This window comes from Aeromonas sp. QDB25, from assembly GCF_027707725.1.
Lineage (GTDB): Bacteria > Pseudomonadota > Gammaproteobacteria > Enterobacterales > Aeromonadaceae > Aeromonas > Aeromonas caviae.
This window is the reverse complement of the sequence record NZ_JAPCIZ010000031.1, coordinates 1-18150: the sequence shown is the minus strand read 5'-3', so window position 1 is coordinate 18150 and position 18150 is coordinate 1. Positions and strand designations below refer to the sequence as shown.

Annotated in this window: 15 protein-coding genes; 11 read left to right on the top strand and 4 right to left on the bottom strand. The window is 63.5% G+C overall.

Features of this window, described 5'->3' with window-relative positions; all coding sequences use genetic code 11:
* The first annotated feature begins 87 nt into the window (after positions 1–87).
* The 7 genes from PG883_RS12420 to PG883_RS12390 all read left to right on the top strand — a co-directional run bounded on the left by PG883_RS12420 (position 88) and on the right by PG883_RS12390 (position 11717).
* Positions 88–2046 (top strand): ATP-binding protein, encoded by a 1959-nt coding sequence (locus PG883_RS12420; protein ID WP_010672308.1) that lies wholly within the window; start codon positions 88–90, stop codon positions 2044–2046.
* A 76-nt stretch (positions 2047–2122) separates the two neighbouring features.
* A complete protein-coding gene (gorA, locus tag PG883_RS12415) occupies positions 2123–3472 on the top strand; it encodes a glutathione-disulfide reductase (protein WP_270807244.1) in 1350 nt (449 codons plus the stop codon).
* A gap of 448 nt (positions 3473–3920) precedes the next feature.
* A complete protein-coding gene (gene kdpA / locus PG883_RS12410; protein WP_270807243.1) occupies positions 3921–5603 on the top strand; it encodes a potassium-transporting ATPase subunit KdpA in 1683 nt (560 codons plus the stop codon).
* A 55-nt stretch (positions 5604–5658) separates the two neighbouring features.
* Positions 5659–7716 carry a potassium-transporting ATPase subunit KdpB gene (kdpB, locus tag PG883_RS12405; RefSeq protein WP_128341614.1) on the top strand — a complete coding sequence of 686 codons (2058 nt, stop codon included), beginning with the start codon at positions 5659–5661 and terminating at the stop codon, positions 7714–7716.
* A 60-nt stretch (positions 7717–7776) separates the two neighbouring features.
* Positions 7777–8304, top strand: coding sequence for a K(+)-transporting ATPase subunit C (kdpC, locus tag PG883_RS12400; RefSeq protein ID WP_270807242.1), 528 nt, complete (start codon positions 7777–7779; stop codon positions 8302–8304).
* A 102-nt stretch (positions 8305–8406) separates the two neighbouring features.
* The gene (locus tag PG883_RS12395; protein ID WP_270807241.1) at positions 8407–10995 is read left to right on the top strand and encodes a sensor histidine kinase; all 2589 of its coding nucleotides are present in this window, start codon (positions 8407–8409) and stop codon (positions 10993–10995) included.
* Between the two features lie 38 nt (positions 10996–11033).
* Positions 11034–11717, top strand: a complete 684-nt coding sequence (locus tag PG883_RS12390) for a response regulator (protein WP_010672297.1) — start codon at positions 11034–11036, stop codon at positions 11715–11717.
* Between the two features lie 96 nt (positions 11718–11813).
* On the opposite strand, the gene PG883_RS12385 is transcribed toward PG883_RS12390, so the two are convergent.
* Positions 11814–12941, bottom strand: a complete 1128-nt coding sequence (locus tag PG883_RS12385; RefSeq protein ID WP_270807240.1) for a multidrug effflux MFS transporter — start codon at positions 12939–12941, stop codon at positions 11814–11816.
* A gap of 92 nt (positions 12942–13033) precedes the next feature.
* Between PG883_RS12385 and PG883_RS12380 the strand changes: the two genes are divergently transcribed.
* The gene (locus PG883_RS12380; protein ID WP_128341606.1) at positions 13034–13858 is read left to right on the top strand and encodes an AraC family transcriptional regulator; all 825 of its coding nucleotides are present in this window, start codon (positions 13034–13036) and stop codon (positions 13856–13858) included.
* On the opposite strand, the gene PG883_RS12375 is transcribed toward PG883_RS12380, so the two are convergent.
* A complete protein-coding gene (locus PG883_RS12375; RefSeq protein ID WP_041214189.1) occupies positions 13788–14021 on the bottom strand; it encodes a hypothetical protein in 234 nt (77 codons plus the stop codon). The genes PG883_RS12380 and PG883_RS12375 overlap by 71 nt on opposite strands.
* A 283-nt stretch (positions 14022–14304) precedes the next feature.
* Here PG883_RS12375 and PG883_RS12370 point away from each other — a divergent pair, with 283 nt between their 5' ends.
* Complete coding sequence (locus PG883_RS12370; protein WP_042864675.1) at positions 14305–15555, top strand: valine--pyruvate transaminase; 1251 nt, start codon at positions 14305–14307, stop codon at positions 15553–15555.
* Positions 15556–15627: 72 nt separating this feature from the next.
* Here the strand turns inward: PG883_RS12370 and PG883_RS12365 are convergent, their stop codons facing one another.
* Positions 15628–16068 (bottom strand): Hsp20 family protein, encoded by a 441-nt coding sequence (locus PG883_RS12365; protein ID WP_010672292.1) that lies wholly within the window; start codon positions 16066–16068, stop codon positions 15628–15630.
* A 92-nt stretch (positions 16069–16160) separates the two neighbouring features.
* On the bottom strand, positions 16161–16574 hold the full coding sequence (locus PG883_RS12360; protein WP_010672291.1) for an Hsp20 family protein: 414 nt from the start codon (positions 16572–16574) through the stop codon (positions 16161–16163).
* 234 nt (positions 16575–16808) lie between these two features.
* On the opposite strand from PG883_RS12360, the gene PG883_RS12355 reads away from it, so the two are divergent.
* Together PG883_RS12355 and PG883_RS12350 are read left to right on the top strand one after the other, a co-directional pair.
* Positions 16809–17513: a helix-turn-helix transcriptional regulator gene (locus tag PG883_RS12355; protein ID WP_041212071.1), complete on the top strand. Its 705-nt coding sequence runs from the start codon at positions 16809–16811 to the stop codon at positions 17511–17513.
* Positions 17514–17579: 66 nt separating this feature from the next.
* The gene (locus tag PG883_RS12350; protein WP_041212070.1) at positions 17580–17957 is read left to right on the top strand and encodes a VOC family protein; all 378 of its coding nucleotides are present in this window, start codon (positions 17580–17582) and stop codon (positions 17955–17957) included.
* Positions 17958–18150: the final 193 nt, after the last annotated feature.

Below are 18150 nucleotides of genomic sequence, written 5' to 3'. Positions count from 1 at the left end.
CCTTATTTTTATCCATTGGATGACACACGACATAAGTCCATGAAGCAGTTAAACTAAACCGCACTCAATCCAGACCGCAAGGACGCCATGTCAGGAATCTTCTCCAAGGCCGTCGGCCTTAACGGACTCTCTTATCGTCTGCTTTCCTACATTCTGATCTGCAGTACGGTGCTGGCACTGCTCATCACCGTGCTTCAGCTCGCCTGGGACTACAACAAGGATGTGACCGTCATCGAGGCCAGCATCGGCCAGATCGAGGCCTCCTTCCTGCAACCCATCTCGGCCAGTCTCTGGAATCTGGATGAAGAGCAGGTGAAGGTGCAGATCGAGGGCATCATGAACCTGCCCAACATGCAGTTCGTCATGGTCAAGGAGATGCTGGGCAATTCGGAAGTACCTCTGCTCACCCAGGGGGTGGAGCAGCCCCAATACGACATCTCCCGCGAGTTCACCCTGAGCTATCAGGGGGAAGTGGTCGGCAAGCTGTTCGTCGCCGCCTCCCTGGAGCAGGTCTACCAGCGCCTCATCGAGAAATCCGTGCTGATCCTGGTCAGCCAGACCATCAAGACCCTGGTCGTCTCGTTCTGCATCCTGGTCATCATCTACTATCTGGTGATCCGTCATATCAACCGCATCGTCAGCTATGCCCAGAAACTGAGCCTGGATCGCCTCGCGGTGGAGCTGACCCTGGAAGGTCGCCCCCTGCCCCGCAAGTCCCCTGACGAATTCGATACCCTGGCCGCCACCCTCAACCAGATGCGCACCCGGCTGAACGACGAGTTCACCGCCCGCCATCAGGCCGCCGATCAGCTCCAGCAGGAGCGGGACTTCTCCGCCACCCTGATCAACTCCGCCAACATGGTCATCTGCTGCATGGAGCCGGATCTCAACATCGCCAGCATCAACCCGGCGGCCATCCTGCTCACCGGCTATCACCACCAGGAGCTGTTGCAGCACAACTGGCTGGATCTCTTCGTCAGCAAGGAGCAGCGTGACGAGCTGGCCGCCACCCTGGCCGATCAGGGCGCTCTGGAGGACAGGGAGATCACCATGCACGACCAGCAGGGCAACGAGCTGGTACTGCAGTGGACCTTCGCTCCCTTCTACGAGGGGCCCAACCTCAAGTACCTGATCGGCTTTGGCTATGACATCACCCCCCTCAAAAAGGTGGAGCGGGAGATCACCCTGTTCAACGAGCAGCTGGAAGGCAAGGTGGCGGAACGCACCCGCAGCCTGAGCGATGCCAACGACCAGCTGGGCAAGGCCTATGACGATCTCAAGCAGGCCCAGCAGACCCTGGTGGAGTCGGAGAAAATGGCCTCACTCGGTTCCCTTGTTGCCGGCGTGGCCCACGAGATCAACACCCCCATCGGCATCAGCGTCACCGCCTCCTCCTACCTGCAGGAGCGGGTGGCCGACTTCAAGCAGCATATCGAGGCCAAGCAGCTCTCCCGCACCTACCTCAACGAATTCACCCAGAATCTCGACGAGTCGATGCAACTGCTGCAAGGCAACCTGAGACGCGCCTCAGAACTCATCGCCAGCTTCAAGCAGGTGGCAGTGGATCAGTCCTCCGAGGCCCGATACAACTTCAGCCTCGCCGACAACCTGCATCAGGTGGTGGTCTCCCTCGGTTACAAGCTCAAGAAGGCCCAGTGCGAGGTGGACATCCAGTGCGATCCCAAGCTGAGCATCTACTCCTTCCCGGGCAGCTTCACCCAGATCTATTCCAACCTGATCCTCAACTCCATCCATCACGGTTTCGATGGCTGGGACAGGCCCAGAAAGATCACCATCCAGGTAGCGCAGCAGGGAGACGAGCTGGTCATCGACTACAGTGACAACGGCCGCGGCATCCCCCCGGAGATACTGCCGCGCATCTTCGATCCCTTCGTCACCTCCAAGCGGGGCCAGGGTGGCAGCGGGCTCGGCACCCATATCATCTACAACCTGGTGGTCCAGTTGCTGCGCGGCCGCATCCACTGCGCCAGCGAACCGGGCCAGGGCGCCCAGTTCCACATTCGCCTGCCCATCCAGCAGAACTGAGCACCGGCTCTTGTGGGCCGGCCGCTTTGTCCCCATCATGCTGTGACTGCATTCTTAACGAGCGGAGAACCTCGCAATGGCACAGCATTTTGACTACATCGCCATCGGTGGCGGCAGCGGCGGCATCGCCTCGGCCAACCGGGCAGCCATGTACGGCAAGAAAGTCGCCCTGATCGAAGCCAAAGAGCTGGGTGGCACCTGCGTCAACGTCGGCTGCGTACCGAAGAAGGCCATGTGGTATGCAGGCCAGATCGCCGATGCCCTGAAATATGGCGCCGACTACGGCTTCGACACCACGCTCAACCACTTCAGCTGGGCCAAGCTGGTCGAATCCCGTCAGGCCTATATCGGGCGCATTCACCAGTCCTACCAGAACGTGCTGGGCAAGAACCAGATCACCGTCATCAAGGGCTTCGCCCGCTTCGTCGACAGCCATACCGTCGAGGTGAACGGCGAGCACTACAGCGCCGATCACATCCTGATTGCCACCGGCGGCCGCCCCGAGGTGCCGACCATTCCGGGCGCCGAACTGGGTATCGACTCCGACGGCTTTTTCGACCTGCAAAGCCAGCCCAAACGGGTTGCCGTGGTGGGTGCCGGCTATATCGCCGTGGAGATCGCAGGCGTGATGCAGGCACTTGGCTCCGAGACCCATCTGGTGGTGCGCAAACATGCGCCGCTGCGCAACTTCGACCCCATGATCCACGAGACCCTGGTGGAGATCATGGCGCAGGAAGGGCCCAAGCTGCACACCCACGCCATTCCCAAGGCCGTCATCAAGAACGCCGACGACAGCCTGACCCTGCAACTGGAAGATGGTCGCCACCTCACCGTGGACTGCCTCATATGGGCCATCGGTCGCGTGCCCGCCACCGACAACCTCAATCTGGCTGCCACCGGCATCACCCTGGACGAGAAGGGCTTCATCCCCACCGACAAGTTCCAGAACACCGACGTCGCCAACCTTTATGCCGTCGGTGACAACACCGGCCGCATCCAGCTCACCCCGGTGGCTGTCGCGGCAGGCCGCCGCCTCTCGGAGCGGCTGTTCAACAACAAGCCGGGCGAGCACCTCAACTACGATCTGGTGCCGACCGTGGTGTTCAGCCACCCGCCCATCGGCACCATCGGCCTGACCGAGCCGGAAGCCGTTGCCGAATACGGGGAAGATCAGGTGAAGGTCTACCGCAGCCAGTTCACCGCCATGTACTCGGCCCTGACCCAGCATCGCCAGCCCACCCGGATGAAACTGGTCTGCGTCGGGCCGGAAGAGAAGGTTGTCGGCCTGCACGGCATCGGCTTCGCCATGGACGAAATTCTGCAAGGCTTCGGCGTCGCCATGAAGATGGGCGCCACCAAGGCGGACTTCGACAACTGCGTTGCCATTCATCCAACCAGTGCGGAAGAGTTTGTGACCATGCGATAAGCGGGGTTGAAGCTGGCCTGTCATTATCAGACCAGCTTCTACAACTGTGTTTCCACTCACCATCCGACCAGCGCGGAAGAGTTTGTGACCATGCGATAAGCGGGGTTGAAGCTGACCTCATCACCATCGGGTCAGCTTCCGCCACTTGCTACCAAAACCCTGCCCAGGCCGGGTTTTTTGTGCCTTGCCCGTCCACCAGCCAACAAAACCCGCCTTCTTTACGCCGATTTTACGCCAGCCAAATTGGGCTTTATGGCGCCTTTACGCCCGTTTTACATACCCTTTCAGCGTCAATGAGACCCATGGGATCGACACGGATATGCATCGATCCCTGACGCTAATTACCTCAACGGAGTCGTTATGAATTGGCTATATCTGCTGCTGGTCCTCGCCCTCGCGGGCTATCTGCTGCGCGCCCTCGCGCGCACTCATGAGTGAGGAACCGGATATGTGGCAAGAGATCATTTATCCCGTCGCGTTCGTGCTGCTGGTGCTGCTGCCGGCGCCTCTGCTTGGCAACTACCTGTATCGGGTGTTTGAAGGCAAGAGTCGCTGGCTGGCCCCGCTTGAGCGCGCCACCCTGGCCTGCTGCGGCACGGACGGGCGCGAGCAGGACTGGAAGTCCTACGCCCTCAGCCTGCTGGCTTTCAACGGCGCCGGTTTCGGCCTGCTGTTCCTGATCCTGATGGCGCAGGGGCTGCTGCCCCTCAACCCGCAGCAACTGCCCGGGCTGAACTGGCAACTCGCCTTCAACACCGCGGTCAGCTTCATGACCAACACCAACTGGCAGGCCTACTCCGGCGAAGCCAGCCTCTCCTACTTCAGCCAGATGGTGGGGCTCACCACCCAGAACTTCGTCTCCGCCGCCACCGGCGCCGCCGTCGCCATCGCCCTGTTTCGCGGCATCGCCCGCCAGCAGACCACCCACCTCGGCAACTTCTGGCAGGATCTGGTGCGCTTCTGTCTCTACGTGCTGCTGCCGATGGCGCTGATCCTGGCGCTGCTGCTGGTCTGGCAGGGGGTGCCCCAGAGCCTGTCGGCCTACCTGCCGTTCCACGCCCTGGAAGGTCAGGAGCAGCTGCTGCCGCTCGGCCCGGCCGCCTCCCAGATCGCCATCAAGCAGCTCGGCTCCAACGGCGGCGGCTTCTTCGGCATCAACTCGGCCCATCCGTTCGAGAACCCGACCGCCCTCTCCAACTGGCTGGAAATGGTCGCCCTGCTGACCCTGGCCGCCGCCATGGTCTGCACCCTGGGCCGTTACGTGAAGGATCTGGCCCACAGCCGCGCCATCCTCATCGCCATGACCATCATACTGGTGCTGGGGCTCTGCCTCGCCATCGGCCAGGAGCTGAAACCGGATCCCGCCCTCGCCCACCTCACCAGCGAAGCCGGCAACAGGGAAGGCAAGGAGAGTCGCTTCGGCCCCGTGCTGTCCAGCATCTGGGAAGTGGCCACCACCGCCGCCTCCAACGGCTCGGTCAACGCCATGCACGACAGCTTCACCCCCCTCGGCGGCATGGTCGGCATGATCAACATGCTGCTGGGTGAAGTGGTGTTCGGCGGCGTCGGTGCCGGCATCTACGGCATGATGCTGTTCGTGCTGCTGACCGTGTTCCTGTGCGGCCTGATGGTGGGGCGCACCCCAACCTATCTGGGCAAACGGCTCGGCATCACCGAGATGAAGTGGGTGGTCGCCAGCATGCTGGTGATGCCGGTCGGGGTATTGGTGATCGGCGGCATTACCCTGCTGATGCCGAACTCCGCCACCGTCATCGGTCACGATGGCCCCCATGGCCTGTCACGACTGATCTATGCCTACGCCTCGGCCGCCGGCAACAACGGCTCCGCCTTCGCCGGCTTTGCCGCCGCCGACAGCTGGCAGTGCATCGCCATCGGGCTGGCCATGCTGCTCGGCCGCTTCGGCTACATCATCCCCGTGCTGGCCATCGCCGGCCAGCTGGCCCGCGCCCCGCGCCAGGAGACGAGCGAAGGGGACTTCCCCGTCAGCGGCCCGCTCTTCATCACCCTGCTGATCGTCACCGTGCTGCTGATGGGGGGTCTCTCCTTCCTGCCGGTGCTGGCGCTGGGCCCGGTGGCGGAACACCTGAGCCTGCTGGGAGGTGCCTTCTGATGCGGCACACCCCACTGATCTGCGTGACCAACTATTCGATGCAGGGAGCTTTCCAATGAGCAAGTCCGCTTCAATGAGCACCGACACCATTCAGGTGAAGGGCAAGAAACAGAAATCACAGATCCTGCAGGCCATGGTGGAAGCCCTCTATCGCTTCAACCCCAGGGCGCTGTTTGGCAGCCCCATCCTGTTCACCCTCTGGCTGGCGGCCGTGATGGCGACCCTGGAGTCGCTGCTGGGACAACCGCTCTCCGGCGTCGCTCCTTCGCTGGCCTGGCAGCTGACCGCCTGGCTCTGGCTCACCCTCTGGTTTGCCAACTTCGCCGAGACCCTGGCAGAGGGGCGCGGCAAGGCGCGGGCCGACAGCCTGAAGGCCGGCATGAGCCAGTTAAAGGCACGTCGAGTCACCAGCCCGCAGGATGACAAGGGCGAGTGGGTACCGGCCACCAGTCTGCTCAAGGGCGATCTGGTGCTGGTGCGCAGCGGCGAGATGATCCCGGCCGACGGCGAAGTGGTCGCCGGCATCGCCTCGGTCAACGAGGCAGCCATCACCGGCGAATCCGCCCCCGTCATCCGCGAGTCGGGCACCGACCGCAGCGGCGTGACCGGCAACACCACTGTCGTTTCCGACGAGATCTGGGTGCGCATCACCAACAACCCGGGCGAAAGTACCCTGGATCGCATGATTGCCCTGGTGGAAGGGGCCAAGCGGCAGAAGACCCCCAACGAGATGGCGCTGGACGCCCTGCTGGTAGGGCTGACCCTGATCTTCCTGCTGGTGGTGGCCACCCTGCCCTGGTTCCTCGACTACAACGGCACCCAGGTGCCCCGGCTCTATCTGCTGGCGCTGTTCATCACCCTGATCCCGACCACCATCGGCGGTCTGCTCTCCGCCATCGGCATCGCCGGCATGGACCGGCTGGTGAAGCTCAACGTGATCGCCAAGTCGGGCCGGGCGGTGGAAGCCGCCGGCGACGTGCGCACCCTGCTGCTGGACAAGACCGGCACCATCACCTTCGGCAACCGGATGGCGGACGAGCTGATCCCGGCACCCGGCGTGGATCCCTCCCTGCTGGCTCAGGCCGCCATGCTGGCCTCGCTCGGTGACAATACGCCGGAAGGCAAATCCATCCTGACCCTGGCGGGCAAGAGCCACACCAGACCGAGCCAGCTGGAGAGCGACATCATCATCCCCTTCAGCGCCGAGACCCGGCTGAGCGGGCTGGATCGCAACGGCCATCACTATCGCAAGGGGGCGGTGGACGCGGTGCTGCGCTACCTCTCCCTCGATCGCAAGGCGGTGCCGGAGCTCATCCTCAAATCGGTGGACAACATCGCCCGCCAGGGCGGCACGCCGCTACTGGTCTGTACCCACGAGAAGCTGCTGGGGGTGGTGTTCCTCAAGGACATCATCAAGCCAGGCATCAAGGCCCGCTTCCAGATCCTGCGCCACATGGGGATCCGCACCGTGATGATCACCGGTGACAACCCGCTGACCGCCGCCGCCATCGCCGCCGAGGCTGGGGTGGACGACTTCATCGCCGAGGCGACGCCGGAGAAGAAGCTGGCCTACATCCGTCAGGAGCAGGCCGACGGCCGGCTGGTCGCCATGTGCGGAGACGGCGCCAACGACGCCCCGGCGCTGGCCCAGGCCGACGTGGGGCTGGCCATGAACGAGGGGACCCAGGCCGCCAAGGAGGCGGGCAACCTGGTGGATCTCGACTCCAACCCCACCAAGCTGCTGGACGTGGTGCTGGTGGGCAAGCAGCTGCTGGTGACCCGCGGCGCCCTGACCACCTTCTCCATCGCCAACGACGTGGCCAAGTACTTCGCCATCCTGCCGGCCCTGTTCATCGCCGCCTATCCGCAGCTGGGGGCGCTGAACCTGATGCAGCTGGGCAGCCCGGAGAGCGCCATCCTGTCGGCCATCATCTTCAACGCCCTGATCATCGTCGCGCTGGTGCCGCTGGCCCTGCGCGGGGTCAGCCTGAAGGGAACGGCGGCCAGCCTGCTGCGCCGCAACCTGCTGATCTACGGCGTCGGCGGCCTGATAGTGCCTTTCATAGGTATCAAGCTGATCGACCTGGTCATCACCGGCCTGGGGCTGGTGTAACGGCATCACCGGATGCGGGGCAGGCCCGCATCCACCCAACACATTTGGAGCAAACACATCATGATCGCAATCAGAACCCTGCTGACCCTGACCCTGCTGCTGGGGATGGCATATCCGCTGGCCGTCACCGGGCTGGCCCAGCTGCTCTTCCCCTGGCAGGCCAACGGCAGCCTGCTCACCAACGCCAAGCAGCAGGTGGTCGGCAGCGCCCTGCTGGCCCAGAAATTCGAGCGGGCCGACTACTTCCACTCCCGCCCCTCCGCCAGCGATTTCGCCACCATAGGTGGCGGCGGAAGCAACCTGGGGATGAGCTCGCCGCTACGGGCCGAGTTTGCCGCAGCTGCGGCCAGGGCGCAGCCGGAAGCCAGGGTCCCCGCCCTGCTGACCCGCTCCGCCTCCGGCCTCGATCCCCATCTGCCCCTCGATGCAGCGCTGGCCCAGGTGGATAGGGTCGCCGAGCAACGGGGGCTGGATCCCGTTCAGTTGACGGAGCAGGTCAAGTCGGCGGCACAAGCTGGTATCCTTGGCCCGCAGGTGGTCAACATTCTCCAGTTGAACCTGCAACTCGATCATCAAAAGGGCGCCTGAGGGCGCTCCTTGCCGTTCGGGAAGGCTCCCTTTCGACAACGGGGACAAGCATGAGCAATGAGGTCACGGCCGCAGTTCGGCCGATGCAACGGGAGCACGGGGATGCGTGATGAAGTGAGGGCAGACGCCCTGCTGGCGAGCCTGGAGCAGGAGCACAGGGGCAAGCTGAAGGTGTTTCTCGGCGCGGCCCCCGGCGTCGGCAAGACCTACGCCATGCTGCAGGCGGTGCGGGAGCAGGCCAGGGAGGGAGTCGACATCCTGATCGGGGTGGTGGAGACCCACGGCCGCCAGGAGACCCTGGCCCTGCTCGACAAGCTCGCCATCCTGCCACGCACACTGCACCTGCACCGCCAGCAGCGGCTGGAGGAGATGGATCTGGACGGTCTGCTGGCCCGCAGGCCCGCCATCGCCGTGGTGGACGAGCTGGCCCACAGCAACGCCCCCGGCAGCCGCCACGAGAAGCGCTGGCAGGATGTGGAGGAGCTGCTGGGCGCCGGCATCGACGTCTACACCACCCTCAACGTGCAGCACCTGGAGAGCCTCAACGATCTGGTGTGGCAGCTGACCGGGGTCAGGGTCAAGGAGACCCTGCCGGATCAGGTGCTGCTGGAGGCCGACAGCCTGGTGCTGATCGACCTCCCCCCCAAGGAGCTGCTCGGCCGCCTCAAGGAGGGCAAGGTCTATGTGCCCCACCAGGCCAAGGCCGCTCTGCAGTCTTTTTTCTCTCTGAACAACCTGACCGCTCTGCGGGAGCTGGCAATGCAGACTGCCGCCAGCCACGTGGAGGGAGACCTGCAGTTGCAGTGGCAGGCCGCCGGCAAGACCACCTTGCCGCTGCGGGGCAAACTGATGGTCTGCATCGGGGATGAGCACGGCGCCGCCCTGGTGCGTTACGGCCACCGCTTCGCCCAGCGCAGGCAACTGCCCTGGCTGGTGGTGCACATCGACAGCAGGGGGCAGCGCTCCCCTGAGCTGGAGCAGGCGCTGGCCCTCGCCTCCCAGCTGGGGGCCAGAGTGCTGACCCTCTCCAGCCCGGCCGTGGCCGATGCCTTGCTGGAGACCGCCGAACAGCAGCAGGTCTCCCAATTGCTGCTCGGCAAATCCCGCAATCCGCCCTGGCGCCGATCCCTGGTACAGCACCTGCTCAAACAGGCGCAGGGATTCGAGATCACGCTGGTGGATACCGAGAAGCGCAAGCCCGGCCTGACCCTGCCAACGGCAGGCCCGGGTGAGCTTCGCCAGAGCCTGCTCGCGGTGGCCATCATGGGGGGGACCTCGGCCGCGGTCTGGGCCCTCTCCCACTGGCTGCCCCCCGCCTCCCTGCCCATGCTGTTCGTGCTGGGGGTACTGGCCACCGCGCTCACCACCAGCCTGGTCCCCGCCATCCTGGCTGCGGTGCTGGGCTTCGTCGGCCACAATCTGCTGTTCACCTTCCCCTACTTCTCCCTGAGCGTGGCCAGCCACAGCGACCTGCTCACCCTGTTCGTGCTGCTCATCGTCGGCATCGCGGCCGGGCGCCTCGCCTCCCGCCAGCGTCAGCAACTGGTCAGTCTGCGCGAGACCCAGCAGCTGGGTAACGCCCTGCTCTCCCTGAGCCAGGGACTGGCCACCGCCAGCAGCCCGGTGGACGTGCTGAGACAGGGAACCCAGGCCATCGCCCTCGCCCTTGGGCAGCCCGTGTTCGCACTCGATGGGGATTACCAGTACCGGGCCGGTGATACCCAGACCGGGCCGGGCCAGACCGACAAGGCCGCCATTGACTGGTGCCTGGCCCAGAAGCAGAGCGCCGGTGCCCATACCGCCACCCTCAACGCCGCCGAGGCTCAGTATCATCACCTCGGGGATGACCTGGTGCTGGGCATCCGGCTGGCCAGCCCGCTCACCTCCGCCGCCGAGCACCAGCTACAGGCCCTGCTCACCGATATCCGCGCCGCCCTGGCGCGGATCGATCTCAACGAGCGGCTGGCCGACAGCCAGTTGCAGGCGGAGACCGACCGGATGCGCGCCGCCCTGCTCTCCTCTGTCTCCCACGACCTGAAGACGCCGCTGGCCACCATCATGGGGGCCGGCAGCACCCTGCTGGAATACGGGGACCGGATAAGTGCGGAGGACCGCATCGAACTGCTGCACTCGGTGCAGGACGAGGCGCGCCGCCTGCACGGCTATGTGCAAAACCTGCTGGACATGACCCGCATCGGTTCACCGGACTTCCAGCTGAAACGTGACTGGGTCGACCTGGCGGACCTGGTGGAAAGCGCCCGCCGCCGGCTCGACTCCTCCTGGCGCCAGCACAAGCTGCTGGTGCACTTCGATCAGCAGATCCCCCGGCTCTATGTGCACGGCGCCCTGATCGAGCAGGTGCTGGTCAACATTCTCGACAACGCCTCCCGCTACTCACCGGCCGGCACCCCCATCGAGTTCAAGGTGATGCTGGCGGACCCCGACCTCATCATCGACATCATCGATATCGGGGTCGGCATCGCCGAGTCGGATCGGGACAAGATCTTCAATCTGTTCTACACCCAGCCGGTCGGCGACTGCGGCAGCCGCGGCACCGGGCTTGGCCTCGCCATTTCCCGCGCTATGATAGAGGTCCACGGCGGCCGCATCTGGGCATTCGCCGGCCCCAACGGCAACGGCACCTGCATGCGCATCTCCCTGCCGCTGGCCCTCAACGCACCGGCGGCCTGATGGTCGCCGCCCTTTTCAATCAGCAAACGGGAGGCTGAATGGCTCACATACTGGTCATCGACGACGAGGCGGCCATCCGCCGTTTTTTGCGGATCAGCCTGATCGCCGAAGGACATCAGGTGAGTGAGGCGGTCGGCGTCACCGAGGGGATGGCCCAGTATCGCCACCTCAACCCCGACCTGGTGATCCTGGATCTGGGCCTGCCGGACGGTGATGGCATCCAAATCCTACACGCCATCCGCGAGCACCACGCCAATCCCGTGCTGGTGCTCTCGGCGCGGGACTCAGAACAGGAGAAGGTGCGGCTGCTGGATGCGGGGGCCAACGACTACATGAGCAAGCCGTTCGGCGTCGGGGAGATGATGGCCCGTATCCGGGTGCTGCTGCGCCAGCGAGTCGGCGCCACCAGCGGCGAGTGTCGACACTTCCCCCACTGTGGCCTGACCCTGGACAGCAGCAGCCACAAGGTGACCCTGCAGGGCGAGGAGATCCCCCTCTCCCGCAAGGAGTTCGCCCTGTTGCAGGCCCTGGTGTGCCACCCCGGCAAGCTGGTGCAACAGACCCAGCTGCTCATCGACATCTGGGGGCCAAGCCACAAGGAGGACACTCACTACCTGCGCATCGTCATCGCCAGTCTGCGCAAGAAGCTGGGAGATAACCCCCAGCAACCCACGCTGATCGAGACCGAATCCGGTATCGGCTACCGCTTTATCGGCAGCTGATGTTGCAGCAAGAAGCTGGGCGGCAACATTCCCAGCAACCCACCCTGATCGAAACTGAAGCCGGCATCGGCTACCGTTTTATCGGCAGCTGATGTTTCACGTGGAACGACGCCAGCAACAACAGAGTGCCAACAGACCGCATCCCCCGAGCAGCAGTCCGAGATCCTGCAAGCTGGCTGCAACCGCCAACCCCAGGCTGAGTAGCAGGTAGTAGCCAAGCCCGAACAGGGCCCCGGCACTGCCCGCCACCTCCCGATAGGCCAGCAGCGCCTGGCTCAGCACATTGGGGATAGCCAGCCCGAACGCGATCACCACTCCCGTCATGGGCAGCAGAAACCAGAGCGATGCCTGACTGGCCCACACCAGCCAACCCGAACCCAACGCCAGCACGGCGGCGAGCCGTATTAACGAGGCAGGCGTCCAGCCACGGCCCAGCAGGCGCTTGTTGAGCAGGCTGCCCCCCAGGGTCGCCAGCGCCAGCACGATGCCGGAGTAACCAAATTCCCCCGCGCTCAGCCCCAGACTGGCAAACAGAAACGGCGCCAGGCTGTAGTAGCCGAACAGCATGGTGTTGAACAGCGCCACCAGGGCGGCGCTGCGCCACAAGCCGGTATCACGCACCATCCGGCAGGCCAGCGGCCAGAGTGCGACCCTCTGGGTGATGGCCGGGCGGGTTTCCGGCAGTTGCCAGCAAGTGACCAGCAGCAATCCAACTGCCAATACCAGCAGGGCGCCGAATACCCCGAGATAGCCGAACCCGCTCGCCAGCTGGCCGCCGCTCACCAGCCCCAGCACCGGACTGAAGGAGAGCGCGATGCCCATCACCGAAAAGACCCGCGCCAGATCGCGGCCCTGATAGCTGTCGCGCAGCATGGTCTGGGTCACCACGGAACCCACGGCGGCACCGAAGGCCGCGATGACCCGTGCCAGCAGCAGGGTTTCAAATTGAGCGGCCAGCAACGCCAGCAGGGTGCCGGCGCCATAGGTCAGCAGCCCCGCCAGCATGGCGGGACGCCGCCCGATGAGATCGCACAACCTGCCCCAGCAGACCACGCCCGCCGCAAACGCCAGAAAATAGACCGACAGGGTCTGGGACGCCTGCCCCTCGCTCACCCGAAACTCAGTGGCGATATGGGTCAGCACCGGGCTGTAGATGGTCTCCACCATCTGGGGAAACATCATCAATCCGACCACCAGCCAGCGCGGTGGCAACCTGTTGTTCATGACACACCTCCTTCACAAGAGGTCGCCATTCTAGAGAGGGATAACATGTCCGATTACAATAAGGCGGACTATAAACAGCAAGAATCGGACACATGGCCTTTATTCTTCCCGATCACCCCTTTGATCCGGACCAGCACGATGGCAGCGCCATCGGTATTGCCGCCGCCCTCGGCTGGCACGACTCCGGCCGCCATCAGCACCAGCGCCACCAGCTGCTGTTCGCCCAGGCCGGCTGCATGACCATAGAGCTGGACGATCAGGTCTGCCTGCTGCCGCCGACGCGGGCGGCCTGGTTGCCGGCAGGGCTGCCCCATCGGGTGCTGATGCGCGGGGTGGTGGCGTATCGCTCCCTCTACTTCCAGCCGGAGCCCGGCTTGCCGACCGAGATGGCGGTGCTGGCGGTCAACCCGCTGCTGCGGGAGATCATCGAGCGGATGGCGCTCTGGCCCTGGGACAAGCCGGAAGCAGAGCAGACCTGCACACTGGCATTATTGAAAGAAGAGCTGGCGCAAGCGCCGCGGGAATCCTGGCAGTTGCCGCTGCCGTCAGACGGGCGTCTGACCGGCTGGCTGCAGGAGATAAAGCGGGGTGACACCCTGCCCGATCGGCTCAACCGGCTGGCCGAACGGGTGGGTGCCAGTGACAAGACCATAGGCCGCATCTTCATGCGAGAGACCGGCATGAGCTACCAGGCCTGGCGCCAGCAGTGGCGACTGCTGCGGGCCATGGAACTGCTGGCCGAAGCCGAGCCCATCAGCCGGGTGGCCGCTGCCCTGGAGTTCGCCAGCGACAGCGCCTTCATCGCCTTCTTCAGGCAGCACACGGGGCAGACCCCCTTGCGCTACCTCAACTCTCGGGATGAGTCGCATCGGCAGAACTCGCCTCCACCACCAGGGTCTCCAGGGCCAGCGGCTTGAGGTTGTGGATGGCCTCTGCCACCACATCATGGGAGGCCTGCTGCTGCAAGGCCAGCATCTCCTGTTGCAGGGCGGCGCTGTCCAGCTCGGGTCTGGGGTTCTCGGCGGCCATGGCATTCAGGCTCAGGCTGCTGGCAATCAGGGTAGCGATCAGGATCTTCATCTGGCGTGCTCCGGTGTGGTTGAGATGACCAGATAGCTATTCCAATAGTTGTGCCAGATTTGTAACAGCATGATTTTATTGATATAAATAATTTTTTGATGCTGTCACACCCCTTCCTGAATCGAATGTTGGTTATTTTAAAACCTATAAATGGTTTTTTTTACCACCTCCATCATGGCAACCCTGTTCCACGTGAAACGCCCCGTTTTTTTGATCGACACCCGCTTTTGAAGTGAGCTATGGTGCTAGCTCCCCCCTTAACTGACTCTGGATTTGCCACCGAATGGAATTCTCCTTGTTCGGCGAGAAGTTCACTCGCCACGCCGGTATTACCCAACTCATGGACGACCTCAATCAAGGGCTGCTGAATCCCGACGCCATCATGCTGGGAGGCGGCAATCCGGCCCCCATCCCCGCCATGCTGGAACGCTTTCAGGCCGAGGCCAATACCCTGCTCGACAACGGCGAACTGATCAAGGCCATGGCCAACTACGATGGCCCCCAGGGCAAGGACAGGTTTACCAAGGCGCTGGCCGCCCTGCTCAGCAAGGAGCTGGGCTGGGAGATCTCCGCCCGCAACATCGCCCTGACCAACGGCAGCCAGAACGCCTTCTTCTATCTGTTCAACCTGCTGGCCGGCGAGTTCGCCGACGGTCGCAAGAAGAAGGTGCTGTTCCCCCTGGCCCCCGAATACATCGGCTATGCCGACTCGGCACTCTCGGACGATCATTTCGTCGCCTACAAGCCCACCATCGAGAAGCTGCCCGACGGCCAGTTCAAATACCACGTGGATTTCGAGAGCCTGCAGGTGGGCGACGACATCGGGGTGATCTGTGTCTCCCGGCCGACCAACCCCACCGGCAACGTGCTCACCGACGAGGAGATCGAGCACCTCGATCAGATCGCCCGTGACAAGGGGATCCCGCTGCTCATCGACAATGCCTACGGCGTGCCCTTCCCCGGCATCATCTTCAGCGACGCCAAGCCGTTCTGGAACGCCAACACCATCCTCTGCATGAGCCTCTCCAAGCTCGGCCTGCCGGGCACCCGTTGCGGCATCGTCATCGCCGACGAGAAGATCATCCGGGCCATCACCAACCTGAGCGGCATCATCAATCTGGCGCCGGGCAGCCTGGGTCCGGCCATCACCATTCCGATGATCGAGAGCGGTGACATCATCACCCTGAGCGAACAGGTGGTGAAACCCTTCTACCAGCAGAAAGCCACCTTCGCGGTCCAGCTGCTGCGCGAGGCCATTCCGGATCCGCGCTTCCACATCCACAAGCCGGAGGGTGCCCTCTTCCTCTGGCTCTGGTTCGAAGACCTGCCGATCCACTGCCAGGAGCTGTATGAGCGACTGAAGGCGAAGAACCTGCTGATCGTGCCCGGCCACTACTTCTTCCCCGGCATCGACGACCCCGAGTGGCGCCACAGCCAGGAGTGCATCCGCCTCAACTATGCCCAGAGCGAAGATCTGGTGCGTCGTGGCATCGCCATCCTGGCCGACGAGATCAACGCCCTCTACGCCGGTTGATTCCCCCTTCGGCATGAAAAAAGAGGCCTGCGGATGCAGGCCTCTTTTCTATCAGGTGGTCAGCGATGTTGTTTAACCGGGCAGTGCCAGCTGATCGGGTTTGCCGATGGGGATGGCGCGGGGCTTGAGCGCTTCCGGCAGCTCCCGGGCCAGCTCTATGGTCAGCAGACCGTGCTCCAGCCTGGCCCCCTGCACTTCCACGTGCTGGCTCAGCTTGAAGGCGAGCTCGAAGTCCCGCTCGGCGATCCCCTGATGGAGGAATTGGCGCTCGCCCATGGTGGCGACCTTGCGCCCCTTCACCTTGAGGGTACCGTTTTCGGTCTCCAGCTCCAGCTCATTGCGATCGAAACCGGCCACGGCAACCGTGATGAGGTAGCTGTCGTGATCCCGCTTTTCGATGTTGTACGGGGGGTAGGCCGAGGTCTTCTGATCGAACAGGCCTTCCAGCTCGCGGGCCATCCGCTCGAAGCCGACGGCATTGGAATAGAGATGAGAAAAATCGAGGTTACGCATGATCCTATCCTTCTATAAAGCAACAGGGTTTACTCTCCGCGGGCCCGCCATCGGCACCCGGGAAACATCAGCAATGCAACGAGGTCAGGCTGTCAGCCGTTGATCTCGATCTTGCGGGGCTTCATCGCCTCGGGCACTTCGCGCACCAGGTCGATGTGCAGCAGACCGTTCTTCAGGTCGGCCCCCTTAACCCGCACATAGTCGGCCAGCTGGAAGCGACGCTCGAAGCCGCGTTCGGCAATGCCTTGGTAGAGGTAGTTACGCTCGGTGTCAGCCTGCTTGCTGCCCTTCACCGTCAGCAGATTTTCCTGGAAGCTCAGCTCCAGCTCTTCCTGGGTAAAGCCCGCCACCGCCATGCTGATGCGGTAGTCGCTGTCACCCAGCTGCTCGATGTTGTAGGGGGGATATCCGGCATTGCCATTGCTGGCCGCAGATTCGATGAGAGTGGCCAGACGATCGAAGCCGATGGCAGAACGATAGAGCGGAGAAAAGTCGATAGAACGCATAGTATTACCCTCTTGTGAGCGATAACGGATTGTTTGCCCTCCTGATGGACGGGCGCCTGGTCGAAACCTCTGTCGAGCGTTCCGACCTTGTTATCTATATAGGGGCCCGCTTTCGGCTTTCAAGGGCTCTGCTCGAAAAATCTTCTCGCCGCCCGTGGCAGGCCTTTTCCACATTCAGCTTTCTCCCCCAGTCACAACATGGCACCCTGAGCGGAGATCTTGAGGAGCCATATCATGTCCCGTTCCGAACGCCTGCTGGCCCTGCTGCAACTGCTGCGCGGCCACCGCTACGCCATCACCGGCAGCGAGCTGGCCAGCCAGCTTGGCATCAGCCTGCGCACCCTCTATCGGGATATCGCTACCCTGCAGGCACAGGGCGCCCACATCGAGGGGGAAGCGGGCATCGGCTATGTGCTGCGCCCCGGCTTCATGTTGCCGCCGCTGATGTTCAGCGAAGAGGAGCTGGATGCGCTGGTGCTGGGCTCACGCTGGGTGGCGGCCCATGCCGATCATGCACTCAGCACCGCCGCCAGCAGCGCGCTGGCCAAGATAGAGGCCGTACTGCCCGCCGACTACCGCCAACAGCTGCATGCCAATGCCCTGCTGATCGGCACCTCTCGCGGTGACTGCCCTGTCGACGAGGCTCCGCTGCGCAGCGCCATCCGCCAGCAGCGCAAGGTGAGCCTGAGCTATCGGGATCTCAAGGAGGAGAGTTCGGAGCGCACCGTCTGGCCCTGTGCCCTCGGTTACTTCGATCAGGTGCGGGTACTGGTTGCCTGGTGCGAGCTGCGCCAGGCCTTTCGTCACTTTCGGGTAGACAGGATCAGCGCGATGCGGCTGGAAGCGGAACCTTATCCGGGCAGTCGGGAGCGGCTGCTCAAGGAGTGGCGCGACAGCCAGCAGATCCCGCAGCCCAGATTCATTGCTGACAGAAACTGACAGCAGGCAGCGCCATGCTGACGGAGTCGGCGCCGATGCGCCATCTCATCAGCAAGGAGCATCACCATGTTAATCCCCCAGTTCACCATCCTCTACGTTGCCAACCCGGCTCACAGCACGCTCTTCTATCGCGAGCTGTTCGGACGCCCACCGGTGGAGGAGTCCCCCACCTTTGCCATGTTCGTGTTCGAATCGGGCGCCAGACTGGCCCTCTGGTCCAGCGCCACGGTCGAGCCCGCCGTGACCCAAACGGCCGGGGCCATGGAGCTGGCCTTCGCCCTCCCCGATGATGCCGCGGTCGATAGACAGTCTGCCGAGTGGCAGGCGCGCGGGCTCACCCTGATCCAGGCACCGACCCGGATGGAGTTTGGCTACACCTGCATGGCCCTCGATCCGGATGGCCATCGTCTGCGCCTCTACTGCCCGGCCCCCGAACTGGGCTGAGCCGGCACCATCAAGACGGAGTCATGTTTCACGTGGAACGCGCCCTTTTCCTTGCCCCAGAAAACAAAAAGCCGCTCACGAGGTGAAGTGAACCCCGAAAGTTGGACACCCAACGAGTAGGTGTTCTTCGTTTCTATGGGAAAGCAAAAATACTCGACCGACTTCAAACGTCAGGTCGTTCTTCACTATCTCA